A 24,141-nucleotide genomic window follows, 5' to 3' on the forward strand; every position below is an offset into this window, starting at 1 on the left:
TGTCGTCGTTGTGGACGCCGTGTCGCGAATGGCAACGTCTGCGCTCCCGGTCGGGCGACGGGCGGTGCGCCCGGAAGAGGTGGGTCAGTGCGCAGGACGATCGGCACGCTCCTCGGCGCGCTCGTGGTGACCGTGGGGGCCGCCGCACCCGCGGCCGCGCAGCCCCCGCCCGCCCCCGCGCGTCCGGCGATCGCGTGGGGACCCTGCACGGACCCGTCGCTGGTCACCGCCGGTGCCGAGTGCGGGTTCCTCACCGTGCCCCTCGACCACGCCGACCCCGGCGGGCAGACGATCAGGCTGGCGGTCTCCCGGGTGCGGCACACCGTGCCCCAGGACCGCTACCAGGGCGCCGTCCTGGTCAACCCGGGCGGCCCGGGCGGGCCGGGGCTGGGGCTGAGCCGGCTCGGCGGCGCCGTCCCGAAGGACGCCGGGTCGGCCTACGACTGGATCGGCTTCGACCCGCGCGGCGTCGGGGCCAGCGAGCCGGCGCTGAGCTGCGACCCCGGCTACGGCGGGTACGCCCGGCCGGACTACCGGCCGGAGAACGGCGCGGAGGCGGCCTGGCATCCCCGCACGAAGGCGTACGCGCAGGCGTGCGGCGCCCGGGGCGGCGCGCTGCTGAAACACCTGCGCACCGAGGACACCGCGCAGGACATGGACCTGCTCCGGCAGGCACTCGGGGCCGACCGGATCAGCTACTACGGCTTCTCCTACGGCACGCTCCTCGGGCAGGTCTACGCCACCCGGTTCCCGCAGCGGGTCCACCGGATGGTGCTCGACGGCGTCGTCGACCCGCGGAACTGGTGGTACCGGGCCAACCTGAACCAGGACGTCGCGTTCGAGCGCAACATCGGTGTCTTCTTCGACTGGGTCGCCAAGAACGACGCCACCTACCACCTCGGCACCAGCGGCGACGCCGTCGAGCAGCGCTTCTACGCCCTCTACGAGCAGTTCCGGAAGGCTCCCGCCGGCGGGAAGATCGGCTCGGCGGAGTGGACCGACATCTTCCTGCGCGCGGGCTACAACGTCGGCGAGTACGGCAGCGTCGCCGAGGCGTTCGTCGCCGGTGCGCGGGGCGACGCGGCCGCGCTCAAGGCCGCGTTCGACCGGGCCGGGTCGCCGACCGACGACAACAACTACGCCGTCTACCTCGCCACCCAGTGCACCGACGCGCCGTTCCCGCAGGACTGGGCGACCTGGAAGCGCGACCACACCGCGATCGACCGGACGGCACCGTTCGAGACCTGGGGCAACGCCTGGTACAACGCGCCCTGCCTGAACTGGCCGGTGCCGCCGGGGCCCGCGCCGGTCGTCTCCGGCGCGCTGCGGACGGGCCCGCTGCTCATCTCCGAGACCTTCGACGGCGCCACCCCGTACGAGGGCGCGCTGCAGGCCCGCCGGACGTTCCCCGGCTCCGCGCTGATCGAGGGGCTGGGCGGGCACACCCACTCGGCCTCGCTGTCCGGGGTGGCGTGCGTGGACGACACGGTGGCCGACTACCTGCTCACCGGGGCGCTGCCGAAACGGGTCGGCGGGGACCGCTCGGACGTGCAGTGCCCGGCCGTGCCGCCGCCGGACCCGGGGGCGCCGACCGGCGCGGGGTGAGGGCCACGCCGGCCCGGCGGCCCGCCGCCCGGCACCACCTGCGGGGCAACCGGCTCGTCAGGCGAAGTGCACGTACTCGTAGTCGAAGGGCTTGCCGTTGATGCCGTTGGTGGGCGGCGCGATCCACCCGGCGATCTTGCCCGGCTCGTAGACCGGGTGCATGAGGCTCTGGATGAACGTCCGGTCCGCGGCCGAGGGCAGCCAGCCGTCGCGGCGCGCCTCCCAGACGTCCGGGCCGACGAGATCGCCCTTGGGCGTCACGTGGTGACCGGAGAACAGCCCGACCTCGCGGTTGAACCCGACGTGCGGCAGGTAGAGCCGCTCGTCGAAGCCGTTCTTCTCCAGGATCCGGTTCCAGCGCTTCAGTCCCGACTGGCAGTCCTTCACGTACTCGTTGCGCAGGTCCAGGTTCAGCGCGAGCAGCGCCGGGACCTCGTCGGTGACCACCTCGCCGTCGCGGACCTGCTCCATGGCGTAGCCGTCCTCGGTGAGCACGTGGTCGTCGCGGCGGCGTTCCTCCTGCCAGCGCCCCTTCAGGCCGGCGGTGAAGTAGTTGGCCGCGTTCGTCGACTGCTCGGAGCCGAACAGGTCCAGCGACACCGAGTAGTGGAAGTTGATGTAGCGCTGGATCACGTCCAGCGGGACGCCGCCGTGCGGTCCGACCTCGGCGGTGTCGTGGGAGTGCATCAGCTCGCAGGTCCGCTGCACGACGCGGTCGATGCCGGTGGTGCCCACGAACATGTGGTGGGCCTCCTCCTTCAACATGAACTCGCAGGTGCGCGAGAGCGGGTCGAAGGCGGACTCCTTCAGCGTGCCGAGCTGGTACTTCCCGTCCCGGTCGGTGAAGTAGGTGAACATGTAGAAGCTCAGCCAGTCCGGGGTCTCCTCGTTGAACGCCCCGAGGATCCGGGGTGAGTCGAGGTCGCCGGAGTTGCGCTGCAGCAGCGCCTCGGCCTCCTCGCGGCCGTTGCGGCCGAAGTAGGCGTGCAGCAGGTACACCATCGCCCAGAGGTGGCGGCCCTCCTCGACGTTGACCTGGAACAGGTTGCGCAGGTCGTAGAGGCTGGGTGCGGTCTCGCCGAGCCGGCGCTGCTGCTCCACCGACGCCGGCTCGGTGTCACCCTGGATGACGATGAGCCGCTGCAGGTCGGCGCGGTACTCGCCGGGCACCTGCTGCCACACGGGCTCGCCGCGGTTCTCGCCGAACGCGATCCGCCGGTCGTCGCCCCGCTCGGCGAGGAACACGCCCCAGCGGTACTCCTCCATGGCGACGTGCCCGAACTGCGCCCAGCCCTCCTTGCCGACGTCGACGGCGGTGCGCAGGTAGACGTCCTGGGTCGGCACGGCCGGCCCCATCGTCTTCCACCAGTTCAGGAAGTTCGGCTGCCACGACTCCAGCGCACGCTGCAGCTTCCGGTCGCCCGCGAGGTCGACGTTGTTCGGGATCTTCTCGGAGTAGTCGATCGACATGGTTCACACCCGCCTGCGGTCGAAATCGGCCCTGCGGCCCGTGCCGTACTTGCGCAGCGCACCCTCCGGCCCGGAGGCGTTCGGGCGCACGAAGATCCAGTTCTGCCACGCGGTGAGCCGGCCGAAGATGCGGCTCTCCATCGTCTCCGGCCCGACGAACCGGTGGTTGGCCTCCATCCCGGTCAGCGCGTCCGGGGACATCGACGCCCGCTCCTCGAGCATGATCCGGACCTCGTCGTCCCAGTCGATGTCGTCCGGGGCGTCGGTGACCAGGCCCAGCTCCAGCGCGTCGCGCGCGGTGATCCGGCGCCCGGTCTCCTGCCGGAGCTTGGCGACGTGGTCGTCGTCGCCGTGGAACCGCGACGCCAGCCGGGTGACGCCGTTGCCCATGGGGAACGCCCCGAAGTTCGACGCCGTCAGCATGATCTGGGCCTCGTCGCCCTGCTCGGAGTCGTCCTCGTCGAGCGTGCCGTCGAGCATGTACTGCCGGTCGCAGGCCAGCGCCAGCTCCAGCAGCGCCCCCGCGAAGCACGACCCGGGCTCGATCAGCGCGATGAGCGACCGGGAGGTGACGTCGAGCCGCTTGAGGGTCCGCTTGAAGTAGTGCCGGATCTCGCCCGCCAGCCAGTCCGACGACGAGCGCTGCTCGATGAGGTGCTCGAAGGCCAGCGCGTCCTCGACGTCGCCGCGGGTGCGGATCACCCACGTGCCCAGCTCCTGCTCGTTGCTGCGCAGCCGCAGGATCAGGTCGTCGAGCTCGCGGGTCATGGCCAGCGGCCAGAAGTCCGCGCCGAGCTCGCGCACCCGCTCGATGCTGGTGGGGACGCCGCCGTCCGGGCCGTCGACGGTGATCTCCACCAAGCCGCGGTCGCGGTCGAACGCGGCCCGGACGTGCCGGTAGGTGATGCCGTCGGCGGTCTCGGTGCGGTCCAGCGGGGGCAGCGCGATGCCGTCGCCGCCGGGCAGCCGGCGGGACTCCGCCGCGGCGGCGGTGGCCCGCTCGCGCACGGTCTCGTCCCACCGGCGCTTGGGGATCACCTCGTCGACGAGCCGCCACTCGACGGCCTGCCGGCCGCCGATGCCCTCGGGCTTGGTGGCGAACACGTCGGCGCGGTCCTTGCGGACGCGGCGCTTGTCGGTGACCCGGGTCAGCCCGCCGGTGCCGGGGAGCACCCCGAGCAGCGGGACCTCGGGCAGCGCGACCGTCGACGAGTTGTCGTCGATCAGCAGGATCTGCTCGCAGGCCAGCGCGAGCTCGTAGCCACCGCCGGCCGCGGTGCCGTTGACCGCGGCGATCCAGGTCTGGCCGGAGTGCGCGGTCGCGTCCTCGATGCCGTTGCGGGTCTCGTTGGTGAACTTGCAGAAGTTCACCTTCCACGGGTGCGGCGACCCGGCGAGCATCCGGATGTTCGCGCCCGCGCAGAAGTTCCGGTCGGTGGCGCTGGTCAGGACGACGGCCTTCACCCCGGGGTGGCAGAAGCGCAGCCGCTGGGTGATGTCGTACAGCTCGATGTCGACGCCCAGGTCGTAGCTGTTCATCTTCAGCTCGTAGCCGGGGACGAGGCCGCCGTCGGGGTCGACGTCGAGGATCACCCACGCGACCGCCGGGTCGTCGGCGTCGATCTCCAGCCGCCAGTGCCGGTACGCCGCGGGATCCCGGTCGTAGTCGACGGCCGGGGACTCGCCGTCGGTGGTGGGGCCGGCATCGGTCATGGGGACGGTGCCTCCTCGCGTCGTCGCGTACCCAACAGGCTACAGCAAGGCGACGGAGCGATGGAAGATTGTGGAGTGTTCAGTCCGGGGTGACCGCCACGCGGACCTGCTTGCGCAGCTCGCCGACGTCGTTCCGGACGAACCCGTGCGCGGCGAGCCACCCGGTGACCTGCTCGGGATCCGGGTGGTCGTGCGGGACGACGTTGTAGATGTAGTTCAGCCCGCGCCGGCCGGCCTCGGCCTCCAGCCGGGCCAGCACGAACGAGCCGACGCCGGTGCGCTGCGCGTCCGGCCGGACCAGGACGAGGATCTCCGCGTCGCCCCAGGAGTCGTCGAGCCGGCCGTAGGCGACGGTCTCCCCGGCGCCGTCGTCGACCCGCCACCACTCGTCGCCCAGCGCGTCCCCGGCCGCGGGCCTGCCCAGGCCGAACAGGGCCGGGTCCAGGCCGTCCAGCACCCGCTGCTTCCGGTCGTCCCACCTCGCGGGGGTCTCCGGGATCCATTCCCACGTATCCACGCCGGCCTCCTCGCCGTCGGGTGACAGGTGACGCCCGCGAGTCAACCGCGCCCGGCGGCTGCGGCCAAGGTCGTCGCCGGCACGGCACCCGGCGGGTACCCGGACGAGCCCGTCAGACCACCGACTCCGGTTCCACCGGCCGCCCGGTGACCGCCGGGTCGGCGGCGGCGCGTTCCCGCAACCGGTAGCGCTGGATCTTCCCGGTCGGGGTCTTCGGCAGCTCGTCGACGGTCACGACGACCCGGGGCCGCTTGAACGCCGCCAGCCCGTCCCGGCAGAACGCGATCAGCTCGTCCGCCGACGGCGCGGAACCGGGGTCGCGGGGGACGACGAACGCGACCGGCCGGTCCAGGCCGTCGGCGTCCGGGACGCCGACCACGACCGCCTCGGCCAGGCCGGGATGCTCCAGCAGCCGGCCCTCCACCTCGCCCGGCGACACCCAGATCCCGCCCACCTTGAGCACGTCGTCGGCGCGGCCGAGGCAGGACCAGGACCCGTCGGCGTTGCGGACGTACTGGTCGCCGGTGCGCATCCAGCGGCCCTGGAAGACGAGCCGGTTGACCTCGGTGCGGCACCAGTAGCCGGTGCAGATCGAATCGCCCGCGACGTAGAGCATGCCCTGCTCGCCGGCCTCGGTGATCACGCTGCCGTCCGGGCGGCGCAGCTCGACCTCGTAGCCGGGCACCGGGAACCCGGAGCTGCCCGGCACGACCTCGCCGGGCCGGTTGGAGATGAAGATGTGCAGGGCCTCGGTGGAGCCGATGCCGTCGAGCACCTCGAAGCCGTAGCGCTCGCGCACGCCGTGGAACATCCGCGCCGGCAGCGCCTCGCCCGCCGACACGCCCCGGCGCACGGTGCCGAACCGCTCCCGCGGCAGCTCCGCGCCCAGCATCGGCCCCCAGAAGCTGGGGACGGCGAAGAACAGCGTGGCGCCGTGCTCGGCCGCCAGCCGGGAGTACCGGTCCGGGTCCGGGCGGGACGGCTCGAGCACCGCGCACGCGCCCACCGACAGCGGGAAGAACATCGAGTTCCCGATGCCGTAGGCGAAGAAGAGCTTCGCCACCGACAGGCAGACGTCGTCGGCGCGGATGCCGAGGACCTGCTGCCCGTAGGTCTCGCACACGTACCGGATGTCGCTGTGCCGGTGCATCGCGCCCTTGGGCTTGCCGGTGGTGCCCGAGGTGTAGAGCCACAGCGCCTGCGACTCCGACCAGGTCGGCGCCGGCTCGGGCATCGGCTCGCCACCGGCGAGGAGCTCGACCCAGGTCAGGGACGTGGTTCCGGTGTCGAGCGGGGTGTCGCCGGTGAGCACGACCCGTTCGACGTCCGGTGCCCCGGCGACCGCCTCGGCGAGCTGCGGGGCGAACGCCGCGCCGCCGACCACCGTGGTGGCGCGCGAGTCCCGCACGAGGACGGCCAGCTCGCGGCCGGTCAGCATGGTCGAGCCCGGGACGGCGACCGCACCGGCCCACATCGCCCCGAGGATCGCCGTGAACAGGTCGAGGTCGTCGGCCATCACCAGCAGCACCCGCTGCTCGGGGCGGACCCCGGCCGCACGCAGCGCACCCGCGACCGCGCGGACCCGGTCGGTCAGCTCGGCATAGGTGAGGGTGCCGCCGGGGGAGCGGACCGCGGTGCGCCCGCCGTCACCGGCCGCGACCCGGGCGGCGGTGAGGTAGGCGGCCGCGTTGAACGGCTCCGGCGATCCGGGCGGCGCGGCGGCGGGACGGACGGGCTCGTCGGCGGTGACGACGTCGGCCATGGTGGGCGGCTCCTGTGCCGGTTCGGGGTCTGTGATGCTACGCACATCCGACGTGTCGTCAACGGGTTGTAGATCAACGGGTCGTCGATCTCCGCGGCCCTCCGCCGGGGCGGCCGGGGCGCTGCGTAGGCTGCGCGGGCGTGGGGACCCTCGTCAGCTTCCACGCCCATCCCGACGACGAGTCGATCGGCACCGCCGGCACGCTCGCGAAGGCCGCCGCCCTCGGACACCGGGTCGTGCTCGTCTTCGCCACCCGCGGTGAGCTCGGCGCGCCGGTGCCGGGCGTCCTCGCCGACGGCGAGGACCTCTCGGTGCGCCGCTCCGCGGAGTGCTACGCGTCGGCGAAGGAGCTCGGGGTCGCCCGCGTCGAGTTCCTCGGCTACGTCGACTCGGGGATGAAGGGCGAACCGTCCAACGACGCGCCGTACTGCTTCTGGCAGGCCCCGGTCGAGCACGCCGCCAAGCGGCTCGCGCTGCTCCTCGAGGAGGAGGAGGCCGACGTCCTCACCACCTACGACGACATCGGCGGCTACGGCCACCCCGACCACATCCAGGTCCACCGGGTCGGCGCCCGCGCCGGGGAGCTGGCCGGCGTCCCGGTCGTCGCGCAGAACACCACCAACCGGGACTGGCTGCTGCGCGGCTGGCGCGGGTTGCAGAAGGAACGCGGCACCGATTGGGAGCCCCCGGAGCTCCCCGACGACGGCTCGTTCGGCAAGCCCGAGTCGGAGATCACCCACCGGGTCGAGGCCGTCGAGTTCGCCGAGGCGAAGCGGGCGTCGATGCGGGCGCACGCCAGCCAGATGGGCCCGGACCACTTCATGCTGACGATGCCCGATCCGGTGTTCGCGATGGGCCTGGGCACCGAGTTCTACATCGTCGAGGCGCAGCCGAACCCGGCCTCGGCCCCCGATGTCTGGACGGACGTGTTCGAGCCGCTGCGCTAGGCGTTCACGCGTTCCCGGGTGTCCCGCGCCGCCGCCCACCGGTCCCAGGTGCGCATCAGCGCCGCGTGGGCCGGCCGCTCGACGCAGCGGGTGAGCAGCCAGCCCAGCAGCACCGCCGTCGCGAGCATCGCGGTGCACTGCACCAGCGGGCCGGCGCCGGCGTCCTGCAGCCTGCGCATCAGCACGTACCCCGCGGTCTGGTGCATGAGGTAGACGCCGTAGGAGATGCCGGCCAGCCACCGGAACGCGGCCGCGAGCGGGGCCGGGGTCCACGCGCCCGGCCGGGGCAGCCGGGCGACCAGCGCGACCAGGGCGATCCCGGCGCACACCATGGCCACGGCCGCCAGGTCGACGTGGTCGCGGTCGAGCCACACCACGCCGTCCGGGCCGGGGACGAAGGCGTGCAGCCACTGGGCGATCCCGCACATCCCGAGGAGCGCGATCGCGTGCGCGGTGCGCGTCCGGCCGGTCGACCACAGCCAGATGACGATCCCGGCGACGAACAGGTGCAGCCGGTGGAACCCGAAGCCGTCGATGACCATGCGGTACCACTCGGGGGGTTCGGCGGGGTCGCCCGGGCGCGCCCGCAGCGGCCAGAGCAGGAGCGGGACCAGCACCATCGCCCACAGCAGCACCCGCAGCCGCCGTCCGGAACCCCAGCGGGTCGTGCTGAGCACGGCCGCCGCGGTGAACGCCATCAGCTGCAGCGGCAGCGTCCAGAAGGCCGGGTCCAGCCACGGGAACCGCACGGTGTCCCAGTTCCCGAGCATCAGCCAGTTGATCCACAGCTCTCGGGACGGCGGCGTCCCCCACTCGGCGGGGGCGCCGAGCCGCAGCACCGTCCAGGCGACCGGGACCGCGACCAGGAACGCGGGCAGTAGGCGGCAGACCCGTCCCCACCAGTAGCGGCCGGGGGAGTGCCGGCCCAGGGTGGCGCAGGCGAAGTACGCCGAGATCACCAGCAGCAGGCTCGCGCCGACCTGGTGGTCGAACGAGTACCGGCGGGGGAGCAGCTCCGGATGCAGCACCGGCCCGAGGTAGGTGGCGTGGTAGAGCACGACGAGCAGGACGAACCCGCTGCGCAGCACGTCCCAGCCGGGCTCCCGCCTCCGGGAACCGGGCCGACCGCGGTCCGGAGTCGGTGCGACCACGCCGCCACGGTAGGCAGCCGCTCGGTACCGCCGTCCGGCGGACCCCGCGCGCGGCGCCGGGCGGCTGTGGTAGCGGCCGAAGGCGGCCCTGGGTGCGAGACCGGGGGGTGTTCGTTCTACCCTCCGTAGAGCACAATCGACGGGCGGCGCGCGCCCGGTCCGGAGCCCCACGGCGGATCTTCCGGCCCGGACGGGTGCCGTTCGCCGGTCGGGAAGTAGAGTCCACCCGTCCGCGAGGACGTGCTCAGGTCAGGCAAGTGCATGGAGGCCCAGTGACAGCGGTCGAGCCCAAGCCGATCTCGACGCGCCCGTATCCGGCGCGCCGGGAGGGCAAGGGATCCACGTTCCTCAAGATGCTGCGGACGACGGATCCGAAGGACATCGCGATCCTGTACCTCTGCACGTCGTTCGCGTTCTTCGCGATCGGCGGCGTGATGGCGCTGCTCATCCGCGCCGAGCTCGCGCGCCCGGAGCTGCAGTTCCTGTCCACCGAGCAGTACAACCAGCTGTTCACCATGCACGGCACGATCATGCTGCTGCTGTTCGCGACGCCGATCGTGTTCGGCTTCGCGAACTACATCGTGCCGCTGCAGATCGGCGCGCCCGACGTGGCGTTCCCCCGGCTGAACGCGTTCTCGTACTGGCTGTTCCTGTTCGGCGGCACCATCGTCGTCTCCGGCTTCCTGACCCCGGGCGGCGCCGCCGACTTCGGCTGGTTCGCCTACACCCCGCTGTCCGACGCGATCCGCTCGCCGGGCGTCGGCGGCGACCTGTGGATCATGGGCCTGGCCGTGTCCGGTCTGGGCACGATCCTCGGCGGCGTCAACTTCATCACGACGATCGTCTGCATGCGCGCGCCCGGCATGACGATGTTCCGGATGCCGATCTTCACCTGGAACATCTTCATCACGGCGATCCTGATCCTGATCGCGTTCCCGATCCTGACCGCGGCCCTGTTCGGCCTGGCCGCGGACCGGCACCTCGGTGCGAACGTGTTCAACCCGGAGAACGGCGGCGTGGTGCTCTGGCAGCACCTGTTCTGGTTCTTCGGCCACCCCGAGGTCTACATCGTGGCGCTGCCGTTCTTCGGCATCGTCTCGGAGATCTTCCCGGTGTTCTCCCGCAAGCCGCTGTTCGGCTACAAGAGCCTGGTCTTCGCGACCGTCGCGATCGCGGCGCTGTCGGTCGCGGTGTGGGCCCACCACATGTACGCCACCGGCGCGGTCCTGCTGGCGTTCTTCTCCTTCACGACGTTCCTGATCGCCATCCCCACCGGCATCAAGTTCGTCAACTGGGTCGGCACCCTGTGGCGGGGCAAGATCACCTTCGAGACGCCGATGCTGTTCTCGGTCGGCTTCCTGGTCACGTTCCTGTTCGGCGGCCTGACCGGCATCCTGCTCGCGATGCCGCCGGTGGACTTCCACGTGTCGGACACCTACTTCGTGGTCGCGCACTTCCACTACGTGCTCTACGGCACGATCGCGTTCGCCACGTTCGCCGGCGTCTACTTCTGGTTCCCGAAGATGACCGGCCGGTTCCTCGACGAGACCCTCGGCAAGGTCCACTTCTGGCTCACCTTCGTCGGGTTCCACATGACGTTCCTGGTGCAGCACTGGCTGGGTAACGAGGGCTACCCGCGCCGCTACGCCGACTACCTGGCCTCCGACGGGTTCACCACGCTGAACACGGTGTCCTCGCTGGGCGCGTTCATCCTCGGCGCGTCGACGCTGCCGTTCTTCTACAACGTGTTCAAGAGCTACCGGTTCGGCCGGGTCTGCGGCGTCGACGACCCGTGGGGCTTCGGGAACTCGCTGGAGTGGGCGACCTCGTCGCCGCCGCCGCGGCACAACTTCACCGAGCTGCCCCGGATCCGCTCCGAGCGCCCGGCGTTCGACCTCCACTACCCGCACCTGGTCGAGAAGGCGCGCGCCGAGGCGCACGTCGGCGGGAAGGCCCACCCGACCGAGGTGCTGGCCCACGAGGTCGGCAAGGAGTCCATGCCGGACGACGACCCCAAGTCCAACTGAGGTGTCGGTCTTCCCCTCCGATCCGACCCGGCCCACCGTGCTCGTCACGGTGACCGGGCCGGACCGGCCCGGTGTCAGCTCCGTCCTGTTCGCCGCCCTCACCGCCGCCGGTGTCGAGCTGCTCGACCTGGAACAGGTGGTCGTCAACGGGCGGCTCACCCTCGGCGCCCTCGTGGTGCCGGAGGGCGACGCGGAGGAACTGCAGGAGTCCGTCGGCGAGGCGATGGACTCCATCGGCATGGCCGTGCACATCGAGATCCAGCGGAACGGCGACGTCGCGCCCCGCCGGCAGTCGACGCACGTCGTGACCGTGCTGGGCCGGCCGATCACGGCCCGCGCGTTCGGCGCCATCGCCGCCGAGCTCGCCGCGGTCGGCGCGAACATCGACGCGATCCGCCGGGTCGCCGACTACCCGGTGACCGGCCTGGAGCTGCTCGTCTCGCCGGTGCCGGACGGTGACGCCGACTCCTACCCGCCGGGCACGCTGCGCAAGCGCCTGGTCGAGGTGGCCCACCACGCCGGGGTGGACGTGGCGGTGTCCCGGGCCGGGCTCGCCCGCCGGAGCAAGCGGCTGATCGTGTTCGACGTCGACTCGACCCTGATCCAGGGCGAGGTCATCGAGATGCTCGCCGCCCGGGCCGGCGCGGGCATCGAGGCCGAGGTCCGGCGGGTCACCGAGGAGGCGATGTCCGGGCACCTGGACTTCACCGAGTCCCTGACCCGGCGCGTCGCGGCCCTCGAGGGGCTGCCCGCGTCGGTCGTCGACGAGGTCGCGGCCGAGATCGAGCTCACCCCCGGCGCCCGGACGACGATCCGCACGCTGCGCAGGCTCGGCTACAAGTGCGGGGTGGTGTCCGGCGGGTTCACCCAGGTCATCGGCCCCATCGCGGACGAGCTGAAACTCGACTTCGTCGCCGCGAACGAGCTGGAGATCGTCGGCGGGAAGCTCACCGGCCGGGTGCTCGGCGACATCGTGGACCGGCCCGGCAAGGCCGTCGCGCTCCGCCGGTTCGCCGAGGCGCACGACGTTCCGCTCGAGCAGTCGGTCGCGGTCGGCGACGGCGCGAACGACATCGACATGCTCTCCACCGCCGGGCTGGGGGTCGCGTTCAACGCGAAGCAGGCGTTGCGCGCGGTCGCGGACACCTCGGTGTCGGTGCCCTACCTCGACGTCGTGCTGTTCGTGCTGGGCATCACCCGGCACGAGGTGGAGGCCGCAGACGCCGCCGAGGGTGTGCTGCGGCGCGTCCCGATCGCGTGAGCTCCGTCGTCGACCTGCTCGCCGCGCGGTACGGCACCGGCGCGACCCGCCGGGAGATCCCGCCGGAGGCCGACGGCGTCGTCCGTGCGATGCCGGTCGTCCTGCGGATCGAGCGCGACCCGCTGCCCGCGCGGACCCCGTTGCTGGAGGCGGCCGCGACCGCGGCGGTGGCGGTCTGCCTGGATCCCCGCGCGCAGCCGGGCGGGCCGTGGCACGACGCCGTGGCGGCCTGGGTCGACGGCCGCATCCGCAAGATCGCCCGCCGGGCCCGGGGCGCGCACTGGCGGGCGGTGCAGGAGCTGCCCGGCGTGACCGTCGAGGTCGGCGGCGCGGAGGCGAGGGCGTTGCTGCCCGGACCCGTCGACGACGCCCCGAAGACGGTCTCCCGGCTGCAGATCGGCGGCACCGAGCTGGAACCCGACGAGCCCGGCCCGGTGCCCGGTGGCGCGCCGCTGGTGTGGCTGAACCCGCGGGTGCCGATGACGGTCGGGAAGGCCGCCGCCCAGGTCGGGCACGCGTCGATGCTGCTCGCCGCCGTCCGGGGCTGGCCGGTCGCGGAGCCGGCGGACGTGCCGCGGTGCGCGGTGCGGACCCCCTCCCCGCAGGCCTGGGACCGGCTGTGCGCGGACCTCGCGTCCGGCGCGGCGGACCTGGTCGCCGTCCGGGACGCCGGGTTCACCGAGGTCGACCCCGGGACGGTGACCTGCCTGGCGCGCTGACGGGTCGAGATTCGCGATCGCGAACGCCCGACCGGCCCGTCCCCGCGGAACCGGCCCGGTCCGGTGGGGTACGCACCCATCCTGGCCCGATGACGACACCCCACATCAGCGAGCTACCCGCCCTGCGCACCGCCGCGGACGTGCACGAGCGCGTGACCATGCTGGTCGGCGCCGCGACCACCGACCGGCAGCTGTGGATCATGTTCGTGGACGGCGACGGCGTCCAGGCACCGGTGATCGTGCCGATCACGGAGATGCCGGCCGAACCGGGTCCGGAGACCGCCGAGCGGCTGGCGGAGGTCCTCGGCGGCCTGCGCGCGCAGCTGGCCACCGATCAGGGACCGGGCGCGGTGGTCCTGACCTGGGAACGCCTGGGGCCGGACCGGCCGCTGCCGGCGGACCGGGCCTGGGCCCGGGCACTGGCCGACGCCTGCGCGGCGAGCGGGATCCCGGGTCGCGGCACGTTCCTCAGCACCCCCGGCGGGATCACCGCCCTGGCGTGACGTCCGCGCCCGGATCGGGCAGCACGATGTCGCCCTGCTTCGTGCTCGGGGCGAGAACGTGCGGCCCACGGCCAGGTGGGGGGGTCGATCAGCGCGTTGTCGCCTCGTCTGGGGGCGGATCTGTGCGGCTCACCGCCCCGCGGGGCATCGATCAGCGCGTTCTTGCCCCGCTCGGGGCGGATGTGTGCGGCTCGCCGCGGGGCCGGGTGTTGATCAGCGCGGTTCTGCCCTGCCCTGGGCGAGAAGGTGCGGGTCGCCGTCCGGCGGGGTTCGATCAGCGCGTTGTCGCCCCGTCTGGGGCGGATCTGTGCGGCTCACCGTCCGGCGAGGGATCGATCAGCGCGTTGTCGCCTCGCTCGGGGCGATTGTGTGCGGCTCGTCGCGGGGTCGGGTGTTGATCAGCGCGGTTCTGCCCTGTCCCGGGCGGGAAGGTGCGGCTTGCCGTCCGGCGGGGGTTCGATCAGCGCGTTGTCGCCCCGGCCGGGGCGGATGCGTGCGGTTCACCGCACGGCGGGGCATCGATCAGCGCGTTCTTGCCCCGTCCGGGGCGATTGTGTGCGGCTCGTCGCGGGGCCGGGTGTTGATCAGCGCGTTCTGCCCTGCCCTGGGCGGGAAGGTGCGGGTCACCGTCCGGCGTGGGATCGATCAGCGCGTTGTCGCCCCGCTCGGGGCGGATGTGTGCGGCTCGTCGCGGGGTCAGGTGTTGATCAGCGCGGTTCTGTCCTGTCCCGGGCGGAAAGGTGCAGGTCACCGTCCGACGGGGGTTCGATCAGCGCGTTGTGGCCCCGCTTGGGGCCGATGTGTGCGGCTCACCGCTCGGCGAGGTATCGAAGCGCGTTCCCGCCGCCCCCGTCAGGCGCCCCGGAGCCGGCGCAGCGCGCCGTGGACCTTCTCGACGTCGGTCGTCTCCCAGAACGGCGGCAGCGACGCCCGCAGGAACCCGCCGTAGCGGGCGGTGGCGATCCGCGGGTCCAGGATCGCGACGACGCCGCGGTCGTCGGTGGACCGCAGCAGCCGGCCCGTGCCCTGGGCGAGGAGCAGCGCCGCGTGGGTCGCCGAGACCGACAGGAAACCGTTGCCGCCGTGGGCGTCGGCGGCCTTCTGCCGGGCCGCGACCAGCGGGTCGTCGGGCCGGGGGAACGGGATCCGGTCGATGATCACCAGGGACAGCGACGGGCCCGGGACGTCGACGCCCTGCCACAGCGACAGCGTCCCGAACAGCGAGGTCTCCTCGTCCTCGGCGAACCGCTTGACCAGCAGCATCGTCGCGTCGTCGCCCTGGCAGAGCAGCGGGGTGTCGAGCTTGCCGCGCAGCGCCTCGGTCGCCTGCTTCGCGGCCCGGGTGGACGAGAACAGCCCGAGGGTCCGCCCGCCCGCGGCCCGGACCAGGCCCTCGATCTCGTCGAGCGTCGCCTGGGCGAGGCCGTCCCGGCCGGGCGCCGGGAGCCGCCGCGCCAGGTAGAGGATCCCGGACCGGCCGTGCGCGAACGGGGAGCCGACGTCGAGCCCGGTCCAGCGCGGGGCCTCCGGGTCCTGGACGGGACCGTGCCCCTCCTCGGTCGCCGGCGGGATGTCGCCCTTCTCCTTCGGCTGCGACGCGGGGAGCCCCCACTGGCGGGCCAGCGCGTCGAACGAACCCCCCAGCGCCAGGGTCGCCGAGGTCAGCACGACCGTGCGGGTGTTGAACAGCCGCTCCCGCAGCAGCCCGCCGACCGACAGCGGCGCGACCCGCAGCACCTTGTGCCGGGAGCCGTCCGGGCCCTGCTCGCCCAGCCAGACGACGTCCCGCCGCTTCGCCGGGTCCTGCTCGGCGAACGTGTCGACCAGCCGGACCGCGGTCTCGGACACCTCGTCGAGCACGGCGAGGGCGAGCTTGCGGGCCGCGGCGCCGTCGGGGTCGGCGTCGTCGGAGCGCTTGTTCGCGCCCAGCGCCTGCCGGCAGCCCGCGGCGGCGGACACGATCGCGTTCAGCGCGCCCGCGGCCGGGGCGGGCAGCGACTCCCAGCGCGCGGGCGGCAGGTCCTCCAGCACGGCGGCGAGCCCCTCACCGGCCTCGTCGAGCCGGTCGGCCAGCTCCTGGTCGACGAGCTTGCCGCAGCGCCGGGCCGCGGTGGCGACGACACCGGCGGTCAGCTCGGCGGTGGCGGCGCCGGTGACCCGGTCGACCAGCTCGTGCGCCTCGTCGACGATCACGGCGTCGTGCTCGGGCAGCACCTGCGCCTCGCCCATCGCGTCGATCGCGAGCAGCGCGTGGTTGGTGACGACGACGTCCGCCCGCCCGGCCTCGGCCCGGGCCTTCTCCGCGAAGCAGTCCTCGCCGACCGGGCAGCGGGAGGCACCCAGGCACTCCCGGGCGGTGACCGACACCTGCCGCCAGGCCGCGTCGGGGACCCCGGGCACGAGCTCGTCGCGGTCCCCGGTCTCGGTGTCGGAGGCCCACTCGTGCAGCCGCTTCACGTTGCGGCCCATGGCGGAGATCGCGAACGCGTCGAACAGCTCGTCGGGCTCGTCGGCGGTGTCGCCCATGTCGCCGTGCAGCTTGTGCAGGCACAGGTAGTTGCGGCGGCCCTTGAGGATCGCGAACGTCGGCTCCCGGCCGAGGACCTTCTTCAGGCTCTTCGCGATCCGTGGCAGGTCCCGGTCGACGAGCTGGCGCTGCAGCGCGATCGTCGCCGTCGACACGACGACAGTGGTGTCCCGGGCGATCGCGTGCCGGATCGCCGGGACCAGGTAGGCCAGCGACTTCCCGGTGCCGGTGCCGGCCTGCACGGCCAGGTGCTCGCCGGAGGACAGCGCGCGGCGCACGGCGTCGGCCATCCGGTCCTGGCCCTCGCGGCGCGACCCGCCGACCGAGGTGACGGCCGCCTCCAGCAGCTCGTGCACACCGGGCAGGTCACGGGTCTGCAGGGAAGCGGGCACCAGGCGAGGCTACCGAGCACCCCCGACGCCCACGGCCGGACCGGGGCGACCGCCCGGACGCGCACACTGCGTCGCTCACTCGTTCACGATGTGTGATATCGGACGGCCGGTGCCCGGTGAGCGGCGACACAGGGTCACGATGGAGGGGTGACAGCTGCAACCACGACTGAGAACCCCGCGGTCCCGCAGCCGGGCGAGTTCCCGGTGCTGATCGAGCACGAGGCGCGCTACGCCGACCTCGACCCGAGCCGGCGGATCGGCCGCGACGCCCTGGTCCGCTGGTTCGAGGACGCCCGGGTCGCCGTCGAGCGCGACACCTTCGGCGCCGACCTGGTCGCCCGCCTGCAGTCCCGCGTCCGGCTGCTCCTCGCCGCGATCCGGGTCGACGTGCTCGCCCCGCTGCGCGTCACCGGGTCCTACCGGATCGGCGTCGGCGTGAGCCGGATCGGCACCACGTCGTTCTCCTACCGCTACGCCGTGTTCGCCGGCGACGAGTGCGTCGCCACCGGCGAGTCCACCTCGGTGCACACCGACGGCACGAACCCGGCCCCGCTGACCGACGAGGTCCGGGGCGCGCTGACCACGCTGCGGATCGACGCCCCCGCCTCGCCCCGCCCCGAGCGCGGCGACGCCCGCACCGTCCGGGAGAACTACCCCTTCCGCTGGGACGTGCGGACCCGGTTCACCGACCTCGACACGAACCGGCACGTGAACAACGTCGCCCTGGCCTCGTGGTACCTGGCCGGGATCGCCGAGCTGCACGCCGACGTGCTGGGCTACCCGGCCGGCGGCCCGCTGGACGGCCTGTCGCCGTCGACGCTGTCGGTGCAGTACCTGTCCCAGGTGCACTACCCGGGCATCTACCAGCTGCGGGTCGGCGTCGAGGAGATCGGCGAGGACACCGTCCGCTACGTCTGCGGCCTTTTCGACGAGCGCCGCCTCATCGGGCTGGCCGAGGCCGAGGGCTTCCACCACGCCCCCGGCGAGGACGGCGACCCGGTCCGCCTGGCCGAGGCGCTGGCCCCGTTCCGGTTCGCGAGCTGAGCGGCTGAGCGGTCACGGTCGTGGGGCGCGCGCCGCTCCACGACCGTCGCTCACTCCGCGATCGTGACCCCGGCCTCGCGCAGCTGGGCCAGGGCGCGAGCGACGGTGTCCTCGGCGACGCCGGCGCAGTGCCCGAGCAGCACCCGCGTGGACAGGCCCAGCCGGGCCGCGTCCAGCGCGGTCGCCCGCACGCAGTGGTCGGTCGCGATGCCGACGACGTCGACGTCGGTGACCCCGCGCTCGTCCAGCCAGTCGGCGAGCCGGGTCCCCGACTCGTGGTCACTGGCGCCCTCGAACCCCGAGTAGCCGCTCGTGTAGGCGCCCTTGTCGAAGACGCACTCGATCGGCCCCACGTCCAGCTCCGGGTGGAACGACGCGCCCGGTGTCCCCGCCCGGCAGTGCGGCGGCCACGAGTCGACGAAGTCCGGGGCGTCGGAGAAGTGCGGGCCCGGGTCGACGTGCCGGTCCCGGGTGGCGACGACGTGCGCGTAGTCCCCGCCGGTGGCCAGCGGCCCGATCCGGGCGGCCACGGCCGCACCCCCGTCGACGGCGAGGGCGCCGCCCTCGCAGAAGTCGTTCTGGACGTCGACGACGATCAGTGCCCGGCTCATCGGGACCCCTCCAGGAACGTGGTCGGGATCGCGGGTTCCCCGCGGGACAGCTTCAGCCCCTCCCACGGTACGGCGACCAGCGCTGCCCGGAGCCGCTCGCGGGCGTCCTCGAGGGTGGCCGCGGACGCCTCCGGGGTCGGCTCGCCGCGGCGGACCAGCGGTACCGGCAGCACCCGGTCGTGCGGGCCGAGGTCCGGTTCGGCGTGGCCGGGGTACACGACCTCCTCGACGGCCGTCCCGGTCGGCTTGAACCGCCGCAGCGCCGACTTCCGCCCGCCCCGCGACTCCTTCGAGCTGGACCGCTTGCTCACCGGGCGGCCGTCGACCTCGACGAGCTTGTAGACCATCCCCGCGGTCGGCGCGCCGGAGCCGGTGACCAGCGCCGTCCCGACACCGTAGGAGTCCACCGGCTCGGCCCGCAGCGACGCGATCGCGTACTCGTCGAGATCCCCGGACAGCACGATCTTGGTCGAGGTCGCCCCGAGCGCGTCGAGCTGCTCGCGGGCCTGGCGGGCCAGCTCGCCGAGGTCGCCGGAGTCGATCCGGACCGCACCCAGCCCGGTCCCGGCCGCCTCCACGGCGTTCGCGATGCCCTTGCGGATGTCGAACGTGTCGACCAGCAGCGTGGTGTCGGTGCCCAGGGCGGCGACCTGGCTGCGGAACGCGGTCAGCTCGTCGTCGTGCAGCAGCACCCAGGCGTGCGCGGCCGTGCCGGCGGTGGGGATCCCGTACCGCTGCTCGGCCGCCAGGTTGGAGGTCGTCGCGAACCCGGCCAGGTACGCCGCCCTGGCCGAGGCCACGGCCGCCTCCTCGTGGGTGCGCCGCGAGCCCATCTCGATCAGCGGGCGGCCCGCAGCGGCACCGACCATCCGGGCCGCGGCCGAGGCGATCGCGCAGTCGTGGTTGTAGATCGACAGCGCCAGCGTCTCCAGGACGACGGCGTCGGCGAAGGTCCCGGTGACGGTCAGGATCGGGGAGCCGGGGAAGTACAGCTCACCCTCGGGATAGCCGTCGATGTCCCCGGTGAAGCGGTAGTCGCGCAACCACTCCAGGGTGTCGGCGTCGACGAACGGTGCGAGCAGCTCCAGCTCGGCCGGGCCGAACCGGAACCGCGCCAGCGCGTCCAGCAGCCGCCCGGTCCCGGCGACGACGCCATAGCGGCGGCCGTCGGGGAGCCGCCGGGCGAACAGCTCGAACACGCAGCGGCGGTCGGCGGCGCCGTCGGCCAGCGCGGCGGCCACCATCGTGAGCTCGTAGCGGTCGGTCAGGAGGGCGGTCGACCCCCCCGGGACGGAACCGGTCATGAGTGGAGCCTAAGCCCGGCTGTGCCACCATGGGGTGCATGTCCGCGCCGTCCCCGTCGCACACCGAGAAGGTCTCGCCGGACCTCGACGAGGCCACCAGTCCCGACACGCCGTGGCAGGCGATCGTGTGGAACGACCCGGTCAACCTGATGTCGTACGTCACGTACGTGCTGCAGAAGATCTTCCACTACCCGGAGCCGAAGGCGACCGCGCTGATGCTCGACGTGCACCACAAGGGCAAGGCCGCCGTGTCGTCCGGGGACAAGGAGACCGTGGAGGGCCACGTGTCGCAGCTGCACGCCGCCGGCCTGTGGGCCACCATGCAGCGCACATGAACGGCTGGAAGCGCAGCGGTCGCGGCGACCGCGTCCGGTTCACCACGGGCTTCTCCGGGGAGGAGGCCGCCGTCCTGCGCGGGCTGTTCACCGAGATCCGCCAGATGCTCGCCGGCCGCGCCGCGCTGGCCCCCGCCGACGAGCTCGCCGAGCTCACCGGCATCCGCACCGGGCCGACCAGCCGCCCCACCGACCGGGTGCTGGCCCGGCTGCTGCCCGACTTCACCACCGAGGACTCCGACCTCGCCGCCGGCCTGCGCTCGCTGCACGAGCCGGAGCTGATCGAGGCCAAGGACCGGGCCGCCGAGACGGTGCTGGACACGCTGCCCGAGGCCGGCGGGCGGCTCGAGCTCACCGCGGCCCAGGCCGACGACTGGCTGGCCGCGTTGAACGACGTCCGGCTGGCGCTGGGCACCGCGCTCGACGTCAGCGAGGACATGCCCGACCAGCTGCCCGAGGACGACCCGCGGTCCCAGCACCTCGGCGTCTACCACTGGCTGACCTACGTGCAGGACTCGCTGGTCCGCGTGCGGGTCGCCGCCCTGTAGCGGCCCGGGCTGTGAGCCGTCACCGAGGGACGTGCGGCCCCGCGCGGCCGCCCCGTATCCTCGGCGGCGTGCTGGCCATCCGGAAGGACCTCCTCGACGAGATCGTCGCGCACGCCCGGCGGGACTACCCGCTCGAGGCGTGCGGGCAGCTCGTCGGCCCCGAGGCCGGTGGTGCGCGGCCGGAGCGGTACGTGCCGATGAGCAACGCCGACCAGCTCGAGAGCGACTTCGCGTTCTCCCCGGCCGAGGACATCAAGCTCGAGCGGGAGCTCGACGCCCGCGGCGAGCGCCGGATGCTCGTCGTGCACTCGCACACCCGCGTCCCGCGCCGGCCCCTGACCGACAGCGGGCTGCCCGAGGCCTACCCCTCGGAGAAGGACGTCGCCCAGATGGAGTGGACGCCCGACCAGCACTGGCTGATCGTGGGGCTGACCGCCGCCGACGCCGAGCCCGAGGTGCGCTCGTTCCGGCTGGCCGACGGGGAGCTCGTCGAGGACGACCTGCAGGTCGTCGAGTCCTACATGTTCGCCCACACCGGCTCCGACGACGTCCCCGACCGGACCTGAACCCCGTCGGCACGCACCCGCGTGCGGCGGTCACGCGGGAATGTCGCCGGGCACCGGTCGCGTTGCCGCGTCAAGGACCCCTGACCACCATGGCAACGACACAGGAGTGACACACCAGATGGCCGTCTCCGTCTCCATCCCCACCATCCTTCGCACGCACACCGGCGGCGAGAAGACCGTCGAGGCGAAGGGTGACACCGTCGCCGCGGTCATCGACGACCTGGAGTCGCGGCACAGCGGCATCAAGGACCGCCTCATCACCGAGGGCAAGCTGCACCGCTTCGTCAACATCTACGTCGACGACGAGGACGTCCGCTTCGCCGGTGGCCTCGAGGCCCCCGTCAAGGAGTCCTCGACGCTGACGATCCTCCCGGCCGTCGCCGGCGGTCGCTGAGCTGCGCTGATCCGCGGGTCGCCGGGCGGGGGCTCCCGCCCGGCGCCGGATCACGAGGAGGACCTGTGCGTTACGACTCGCTGCTGCACGCCGTCGGCGACACCCCGCTGGTCGGGCTGCCGTCGCTGTCGCCGTCGGAGGACGTGCGGCTGTGGGCGAAGCTGGAGGACCGCAACCCCACCGGCTCGATCAAGGACCGGCCGGCGCTGGCCATGATCGAGGACGCGGAGAAGCAGGGGCTGCTCACACCCGGCTGCACCATCCTGGAACCCACCTCCGGCAACACCGGCATCTCGCTGGCCATGGCGGCCAAGCTCAAGGGCTACCAGCTGATCTGCGTGATGCCGGAGAACACCTCCGAGGAACGCCGCCAGCTGCTCGCCATGTACGGCGCGCAGATCATCTCGTCGCCGGCGGCCGGCGGGTCCAACCAGGCCGTCGCCGTCGCCAAGCAGCTTGCCGCCGAGCACACCGACTGGGTGATGCTCTACCAGTACGGCAACCCGGCCAACACCGACGCGCACTACCGCGGCACCGGCCCGGAGATCCTGCGCGACCTGCCGTCGGTCACCCACTTCGTCGCCGGCCTGGGCACCACCGGCACCCTGGTCGGCGCCGGCCGCTACCTGCGCGAACACAAGCCTGACGTGCAGGTCATCGCCGCCGAGCCGCGCTACGGCGAGCTCGTCTACGGCCTGCGGAACCTGTCCGAGGGCTTCGTCCCCGAGCTCTACGACGAGTCCGTCCTGACCGGACGGTTCTCGGTCGGGTCGTACGACGCGTTGCGCCGCACCCGCCAGCTCGTCGAGCAGGAGGGGATCTTCGCCGGGATCTCGTCGGGGGCGATCGTGCACGCCGCGCTCGGTGCCGCCCAGAAGGCCGTCGACGCCGGGGAACGCGCCGACATCGCCGTCATCATCGCCGACGGCGGCTGGAAGTACCTCTCCACCGGGGCCTACTCGGGTGACCTCGGCTCCGCCGCCCAGGCCATCGACGGGCATCTCTGGGCCTGACGCGGGCGGCGGCCGGCCTGGTCGGGGCGTGCCGCACGTCGCACGTGTCGCCGCACAGGTTCGGGGCTCGCCGCACAGGCTGCAACTCGTGCGGTGCCCGTCCACCCTGTGCGGCGTCGGGGGCCGTCGCCCGTTGAGCAGGGCCGCGCGAGGAGATGAGTACCGCGGTACTCATGTCCCCGACCCGCCGGCGGGCCAGCCTTCTCCCAGCGAGCCGGAACCACGGGGTCCGGTCCACAGGAGAGGTGAACGCGATGACCACGGTGTCCGGGTCGAACTTCAACCAGCAGGCCGCGAGCGGGGACGACGGCGGCGGCGACATCTTCCAGAACCAGCAGCAGGCCGGCGCAGGCCTCGGTGTCGCGGGCTCGAACTTCAACCAGCAGGCGAAGTCCGGCGACGACGACGGCGGGGACATCTTCCAGAACCAGCAGCAGACCACGCCGCCCCCGTACCACTGCCCCGCGCACGGCGAGTTCGCCCTGTGCCCCGGCCACTGCGACTACCGCCACGACTACATCGAGACCTGGGGCTCCAACTTCAACCAGCAGGCCAAGTCCGGTGGGGACGACGGAGACGGCGGCGACATTTTCCAGAACCAGCAGCAGGCCGGCGCCGGCGGTGGGGGTTCGAACTTCAACCAGCAGGCCAAGTCGGGCGGGGACGACGGAGACGGCGGCGACATTTTCCAGAACCAGCAGCAGGCCGGCGCCGTGGGTGGGGGTTCGAACTTCAACCAGCAGGCCAAGTCGGGCGGGGACGACGGAGACGGCGGCGACATTTTCCAGAACCAGCAGCAGGCCGGCGCCGTGGGTGGGGGTTCGAACTTCAACCAGCAGGCCAAGTCCGGCGACGACGGAGACGGCGGGGACATTTTCCAGAACCAGCAGCAGGCTGGCGCCGTGGGTGGTGGGTCGAACTTCAACCAGCAGGCCAAGTCCGGTGGGGACGACGGAGACGGCGGGGACATTTTCCAGAACCAGCAGCAGTCCGGTGCTGGTGGCGGGGGTTCGAACTTCAACCAGCAGGCCAAGTCCGGTGGGGATGACGACGGCGGGGACATTTTCCAGAACCAGCAGCAGGCTGGCGCCGTGGGTGGTGGGTCGAACTTCAACCAGCAGGCCAAGTCCGGTGGGGACGACGGAGACGGCGGGGACATTTTCCAGAACCAGCAGCAGTCCGGTGCTGGTGGCGGGGGTTCGAACTTCAACCAGCAGGCGAAGTCCGGTGGGGATGACGACGGCGGGGACATTTTCCAGAACCAGCAGCAGTCCGGTGCCGGTGGCGGGGGTTCGAACTTCAACCAGCAGGCCAAGTCCGGTGGCGATGACGACGGCGGCGACATCTTCCAGAACCAGCAGCAGGCCGGTGCCGGTGGCGGGGGTTCGAACTTCAACCAGCAGGCCAAGTCCGGTGGCGACGAGGACGGCGGGGACATCTTCCAGAACCAGCAGCAGGCTGGCGCCGGTGGCGGGGGTTCGAACTTCAACCAGCAGGCCAAGTCCGAGGGCGACGACGAGGCCCCCGTCTTCCGCGAGGAGACCGGCGGCGACGAGACCTTCGCCGCGCCCGAGCCGGTGAGCACCTCCGGCGGCTGGGAGGACCGCGGCGGCGACGGCGGTGGCGACACCGGCGGCGACGCGGTCGAGACGATGGACACCGTGGGCTGACCTGTAGCACCCGACCCCGTCGGGACGAGTGAAGCAGTCGTCCGGGCCCGTGCCCGGACGGC

At 72.8% G+C, this 24,141-nt stretch carries 21 protein-coding genes; 13 read left to right on the plus strand and 8 right to left on the minus strand.

Going from position 1 to position 24,141, the window contains the following annotated elements:
* The first annotated feature begins 87 nt into the window (after nt 1–87).
* A complete protein-coding gene (locus H7X46_RS05440) occupies nt 88–1,605 on the plus strand; it encodes an alpha/beta fold hydrolase (protein ID WP_186358367.1) in 1,518 nt (505 codons plus the stop codon).
* Nucleotides 1,606–1,662: 57 nt separating this feature from the next.
* Here the strand turns inward: H7X46_RS05440 and boxB are convergent, their stop codons facing one another.
* The 4 genes from boxB to H7X46_RS05460 all read right to left on the minus strand — a co-directional run bounded on the left by boxB (nt 1,663) and on the right by H7X46_RS05460 (nt 7,067).
* Nucleotides 1,663–3,075, minus strand: a complete 1,413-nt coding sequence (gene boxB / locus H7X46_RS05445) for a benzoyl-CoA 2,3-epoxidase subunit BoxB (RefSeq protein ID WP_186358368.1) — start codon at nt 3,073–3,075, stop codon at nt 1,663–1,665.
* Nucleotides 3,076–3,078: 3 nt separating this feature from the next.
* Nucleotides 3,079–4,788: a 2,3-epoxybenzoyl-CoA dihydrolase gene (boxC, locus tag H7X46_RS05450; RefSeq protein ID WP_186358369.1), complete on the minus strand. Its 1,710-nt coding sequence runs from the start codon at nt 4,786–4,788 to the stop codon at nt 3,079–3,081.
* Nucleotides 4,789–4,867: 79 nt separating this feature from the next.
* Nucleotides 4,868–5,305, minus strand: coding sequence for a GNAT family N-acetyltransferase (locus H7X46_RS05455; protein WP_186358370.1), 438 nt, complete (start codon nt 5,303–5,305; stop codon nt 4,868–4,870).
* 112 nt (nt 5,306–5,417) lie between these two features.
* Nucleotides 5,418–7,067 (minus strand): benzoate-CoA ligase family protein, encoded by a 1,650-nt coding sequence (locus tag H7X46_RS05460; RefSeq protein WP_186358371.1) that lies wholly within the window; start codon nt 7,065–7,067, stop codon nt 5,418–5,420.
* A gap of 140 nt (nt 7,068–7,207) precedes the next feature.
* Between H7X46_RS05460 and H7X46_RS05465 the strand changes: the two genes are divergently transcribed.
* Nucleotides 7,208–8,014, plus strand: a complete 807-nt coding sequence (locus tag H7X46_RS05465; protein ID WP_186358372.1) for a PIG-L family deacetylase — start codon at nt 7,208–7,210, stop codon at nt 8,012–8,014.
* Here the strand turns inward: H7X46_RS05465 and H7X46_RS05470 are convergent.
* A complete protein-coding gene (locus tag H7X46_RS05470) occupies nt 8,011–9,165 on the minus strand; it encodes an acyltransferase family protein (protein ID WP_370588620.1) in 1,155 nt (384 codons plus the stop codon). The genes H7X46_RS05465 and H7X46_RS05470 overlap by 4 nt on opposite strands.
* 272 nt (nt 9,166–9,437) lie before the next feature.
* On the opposite strand from H7X46_RS05470, the gene ctaD reads away from it, so the two are divergent.
* The 4 genes from ctaD (at nt 9,438) to H7X46_RS05490 (ending at nt 13,675) form a co-directional block, all read left to right on the plus strand.
* Complete coding sequence (gene ctaD, locus H7X46_RS05475; RefSeq protein WP_186358373.1) at nt 9,438–11,192, plus strand: cytochrome c oxidase subunit I; 1,755 nt, start codon at nt 9,438–9,440, stop codon at nt 11,190–11,192.
* Between the two features lies 1 nt (nt 11,193).
* Nucleotides 11,194–12,453, plus strand: a complete 1,260-nt coding sequence (gene serB, locus H7X46_RS05480) for a phosphoserine phosphatase SerB (RefSeq protein ID WP_370588621.1) — start codon at nt 11,194–11,196, stop codon at nt 12,451–12,453.
* Nucleotides 12,450–13,172 carry a peptidyl-tRNA hydrolase gene (locus H7X46_RS05485; RefSeq protein ID WP_370588622.1) on the plus strand — a complete coding sequence of 241 codons (723 nt, stop codon included), beginning with the start codon at nt 12,450–12,452 and terminating at the stop codon, nt 13,170–13,172. Before serB ends, H7X46_RS05485 begins: the two co-directional genes overlap by 4 nt.
* Nucleotides 13,173–13,261: 89 nt before the next feature.
* Nucleotides 13,262–13,675: a hypothetical protein gene (locus H7X46_RS05490; RefSeq protein ID WP_186358374.1), complete on the plus strand. Its 414-nt coding sequence runs from the start codon at nt 13,262–13,264 to the stop codon at nt 13,673–13,675.
* 852 nt (nt 13,676–14,527) lie between these two features.
* On the opposite strand, the gene H7X46_RS05495 is transcribed toward H7X46_RS05490, so the two are convergent.
* Entirely contained in the window at nt 14,528–16,594 is a 2,067-nt protein-coding gene (locus H7X46_RS05495; RefSeq protein WP_370588623.1) for an ATP-dependent DNA helicase, read from the minus strand.
* A 147-nt stretch (nt 16,595–16,741) separates the two neighbouring features.
* Here H7X46_RS05495 and H7X46_RS05500 point away from each other — a divergent pair, with 147 nt between their 5' ends.
* A complete protein-coding gene (locus tag H7X46_RS05500; protein WP_186358375.1) occupies nt 16,742–17,638 on the plus strand; it encodes a thioesterase family protein in 897 nt (298 codons plus the stop codon).
* A gap of 50 nt (nt 17,639–17,688) precedes the next feature.
* On the opposite strand, the gene H7X46_RS05505 is transcribed toward H7X46_RS05500, so the two are convergent.
* Both H7X46_RS05505 and H7X46_RS05510 read right to left on the minus strand, forming a co-directional pair.
* Nucleotides 17,689–18,249: an isochorismatase family protein gene (locus H7X46_RS05505; protein WP_186358376.1), complete on the minus strand. Its 561-nt coding sequence runs from the start codon at nt 18,247–18,249 to the stop codon at nt 17,689–17,691.
* Nucleotides 18,246–19,553: a nicotinate phosphoribosyltransferase gene (locus tag H7X46_RS05510; protein ID WP_186358377.1), complete on the minus strand. Its 1,308-nt coding sequence runs from the start codon at nt 19,551–19,553 to the stop codon at nt 18,246–18,248. Before H7X46_RS05510 ends, H7X46_RS05505 begins: the two co-directional genes overlap by 4 nt.
* A gap of 38 nt (nt 19,554–19,591) precedes the next feature.
* On the opposite strand from H7X46_RS05510, the gene clpS reads away from it, so the two are divergent.
* The 6 genes from clpS to H7X46_RS05540 all read left to right on the plus strand — a co-directional run bounded on the left by clpS (nt 19,592) and on the right by H7X46_RS05540 (nt 24,079).
* The gene (clpS, locus tag H7X46_RS05515) at nt 19,592–19,888 is read left to right on the plus strand and encodes an ATP-dependent Clp protease adapter ClpS (RefSeq protein ID WP_186358378.1); all 297 of its coding nucleotides are present in this window, start codon (nt 19,592–19,594) and stop codon (nt 19,886–19,888) included.
* Nucleotides 19,885–20,436: a DUF2017 domain-containing protein gene (locus H7X46_RS05520; RefSeq protein ID WP_186358379.1), complete on the plus strand. Its 552-nt coding sequence runs from the start codon at nt 19,885–19,887 to the stop codon at nt 20,434–20,436. The genes clpS and H7X46_RS05520 overlap by 4 nt, the downstream gene beginning before the upstream one ends.
* 68 nt (nt 20,437–20,504) lie before the next feature.
* Nucleotides 20,505–21,002, plus strand: coding sequence for a M67 family metallopeptidase (locus tag H7X46_RS05525; RefSeq protein WP_186358380.1), 498 nt, complete (start codon nt 20,505–20,507; stop codon nt 21,000–21,002).
* A gap of 118 nt (nt 21,003–21,120) precedes the next feature.
* Complete coding sequence (locus H7X46_RS05530; protein ID WP_186358381.1) at nt 21,121–21,396, plus strand: MoaD/ThiS family protein; 276 nt, start codon at nt 21,121–21,123, stop codon at nt 21,394–21,396.
* A gap of 65 nt (nt 21,397–21,461) precedes the next feature.
* Complete coding sequence (locus H7X46_RS05535; protein ID WP_186358382.1) at nt 21,462–22,409, plus strand: cysteine synthase; 948 nt, start codon at nt 21,462–21,464, stop codon at nt 22,407–22,409.
* Between the two features lie 254 nt (nt 22,410–22,663).
* Nucleotides 22,664–24,079, plus strand: a complete 1,416-nt coding sequence (locus H7X46_RS05540; RefSeq protein ID WP_186358383.1) for a hypothetical protein — start codon at nt 22,664–22,666, stop codon at nt 24,077–24,079.
* Nucleotides 24,080–24,141 lie beyond the last annotated feature (62 nt).

Source organism: Pseudonocardia sp. C8, from assembly GCF_014267175.1.
Taxonomy (GTDB): Bacteria; Actinomycetota; Actinomycetes; order Mycobacteriales; family Pseudonocardiaceae; genus Pseudonocardia.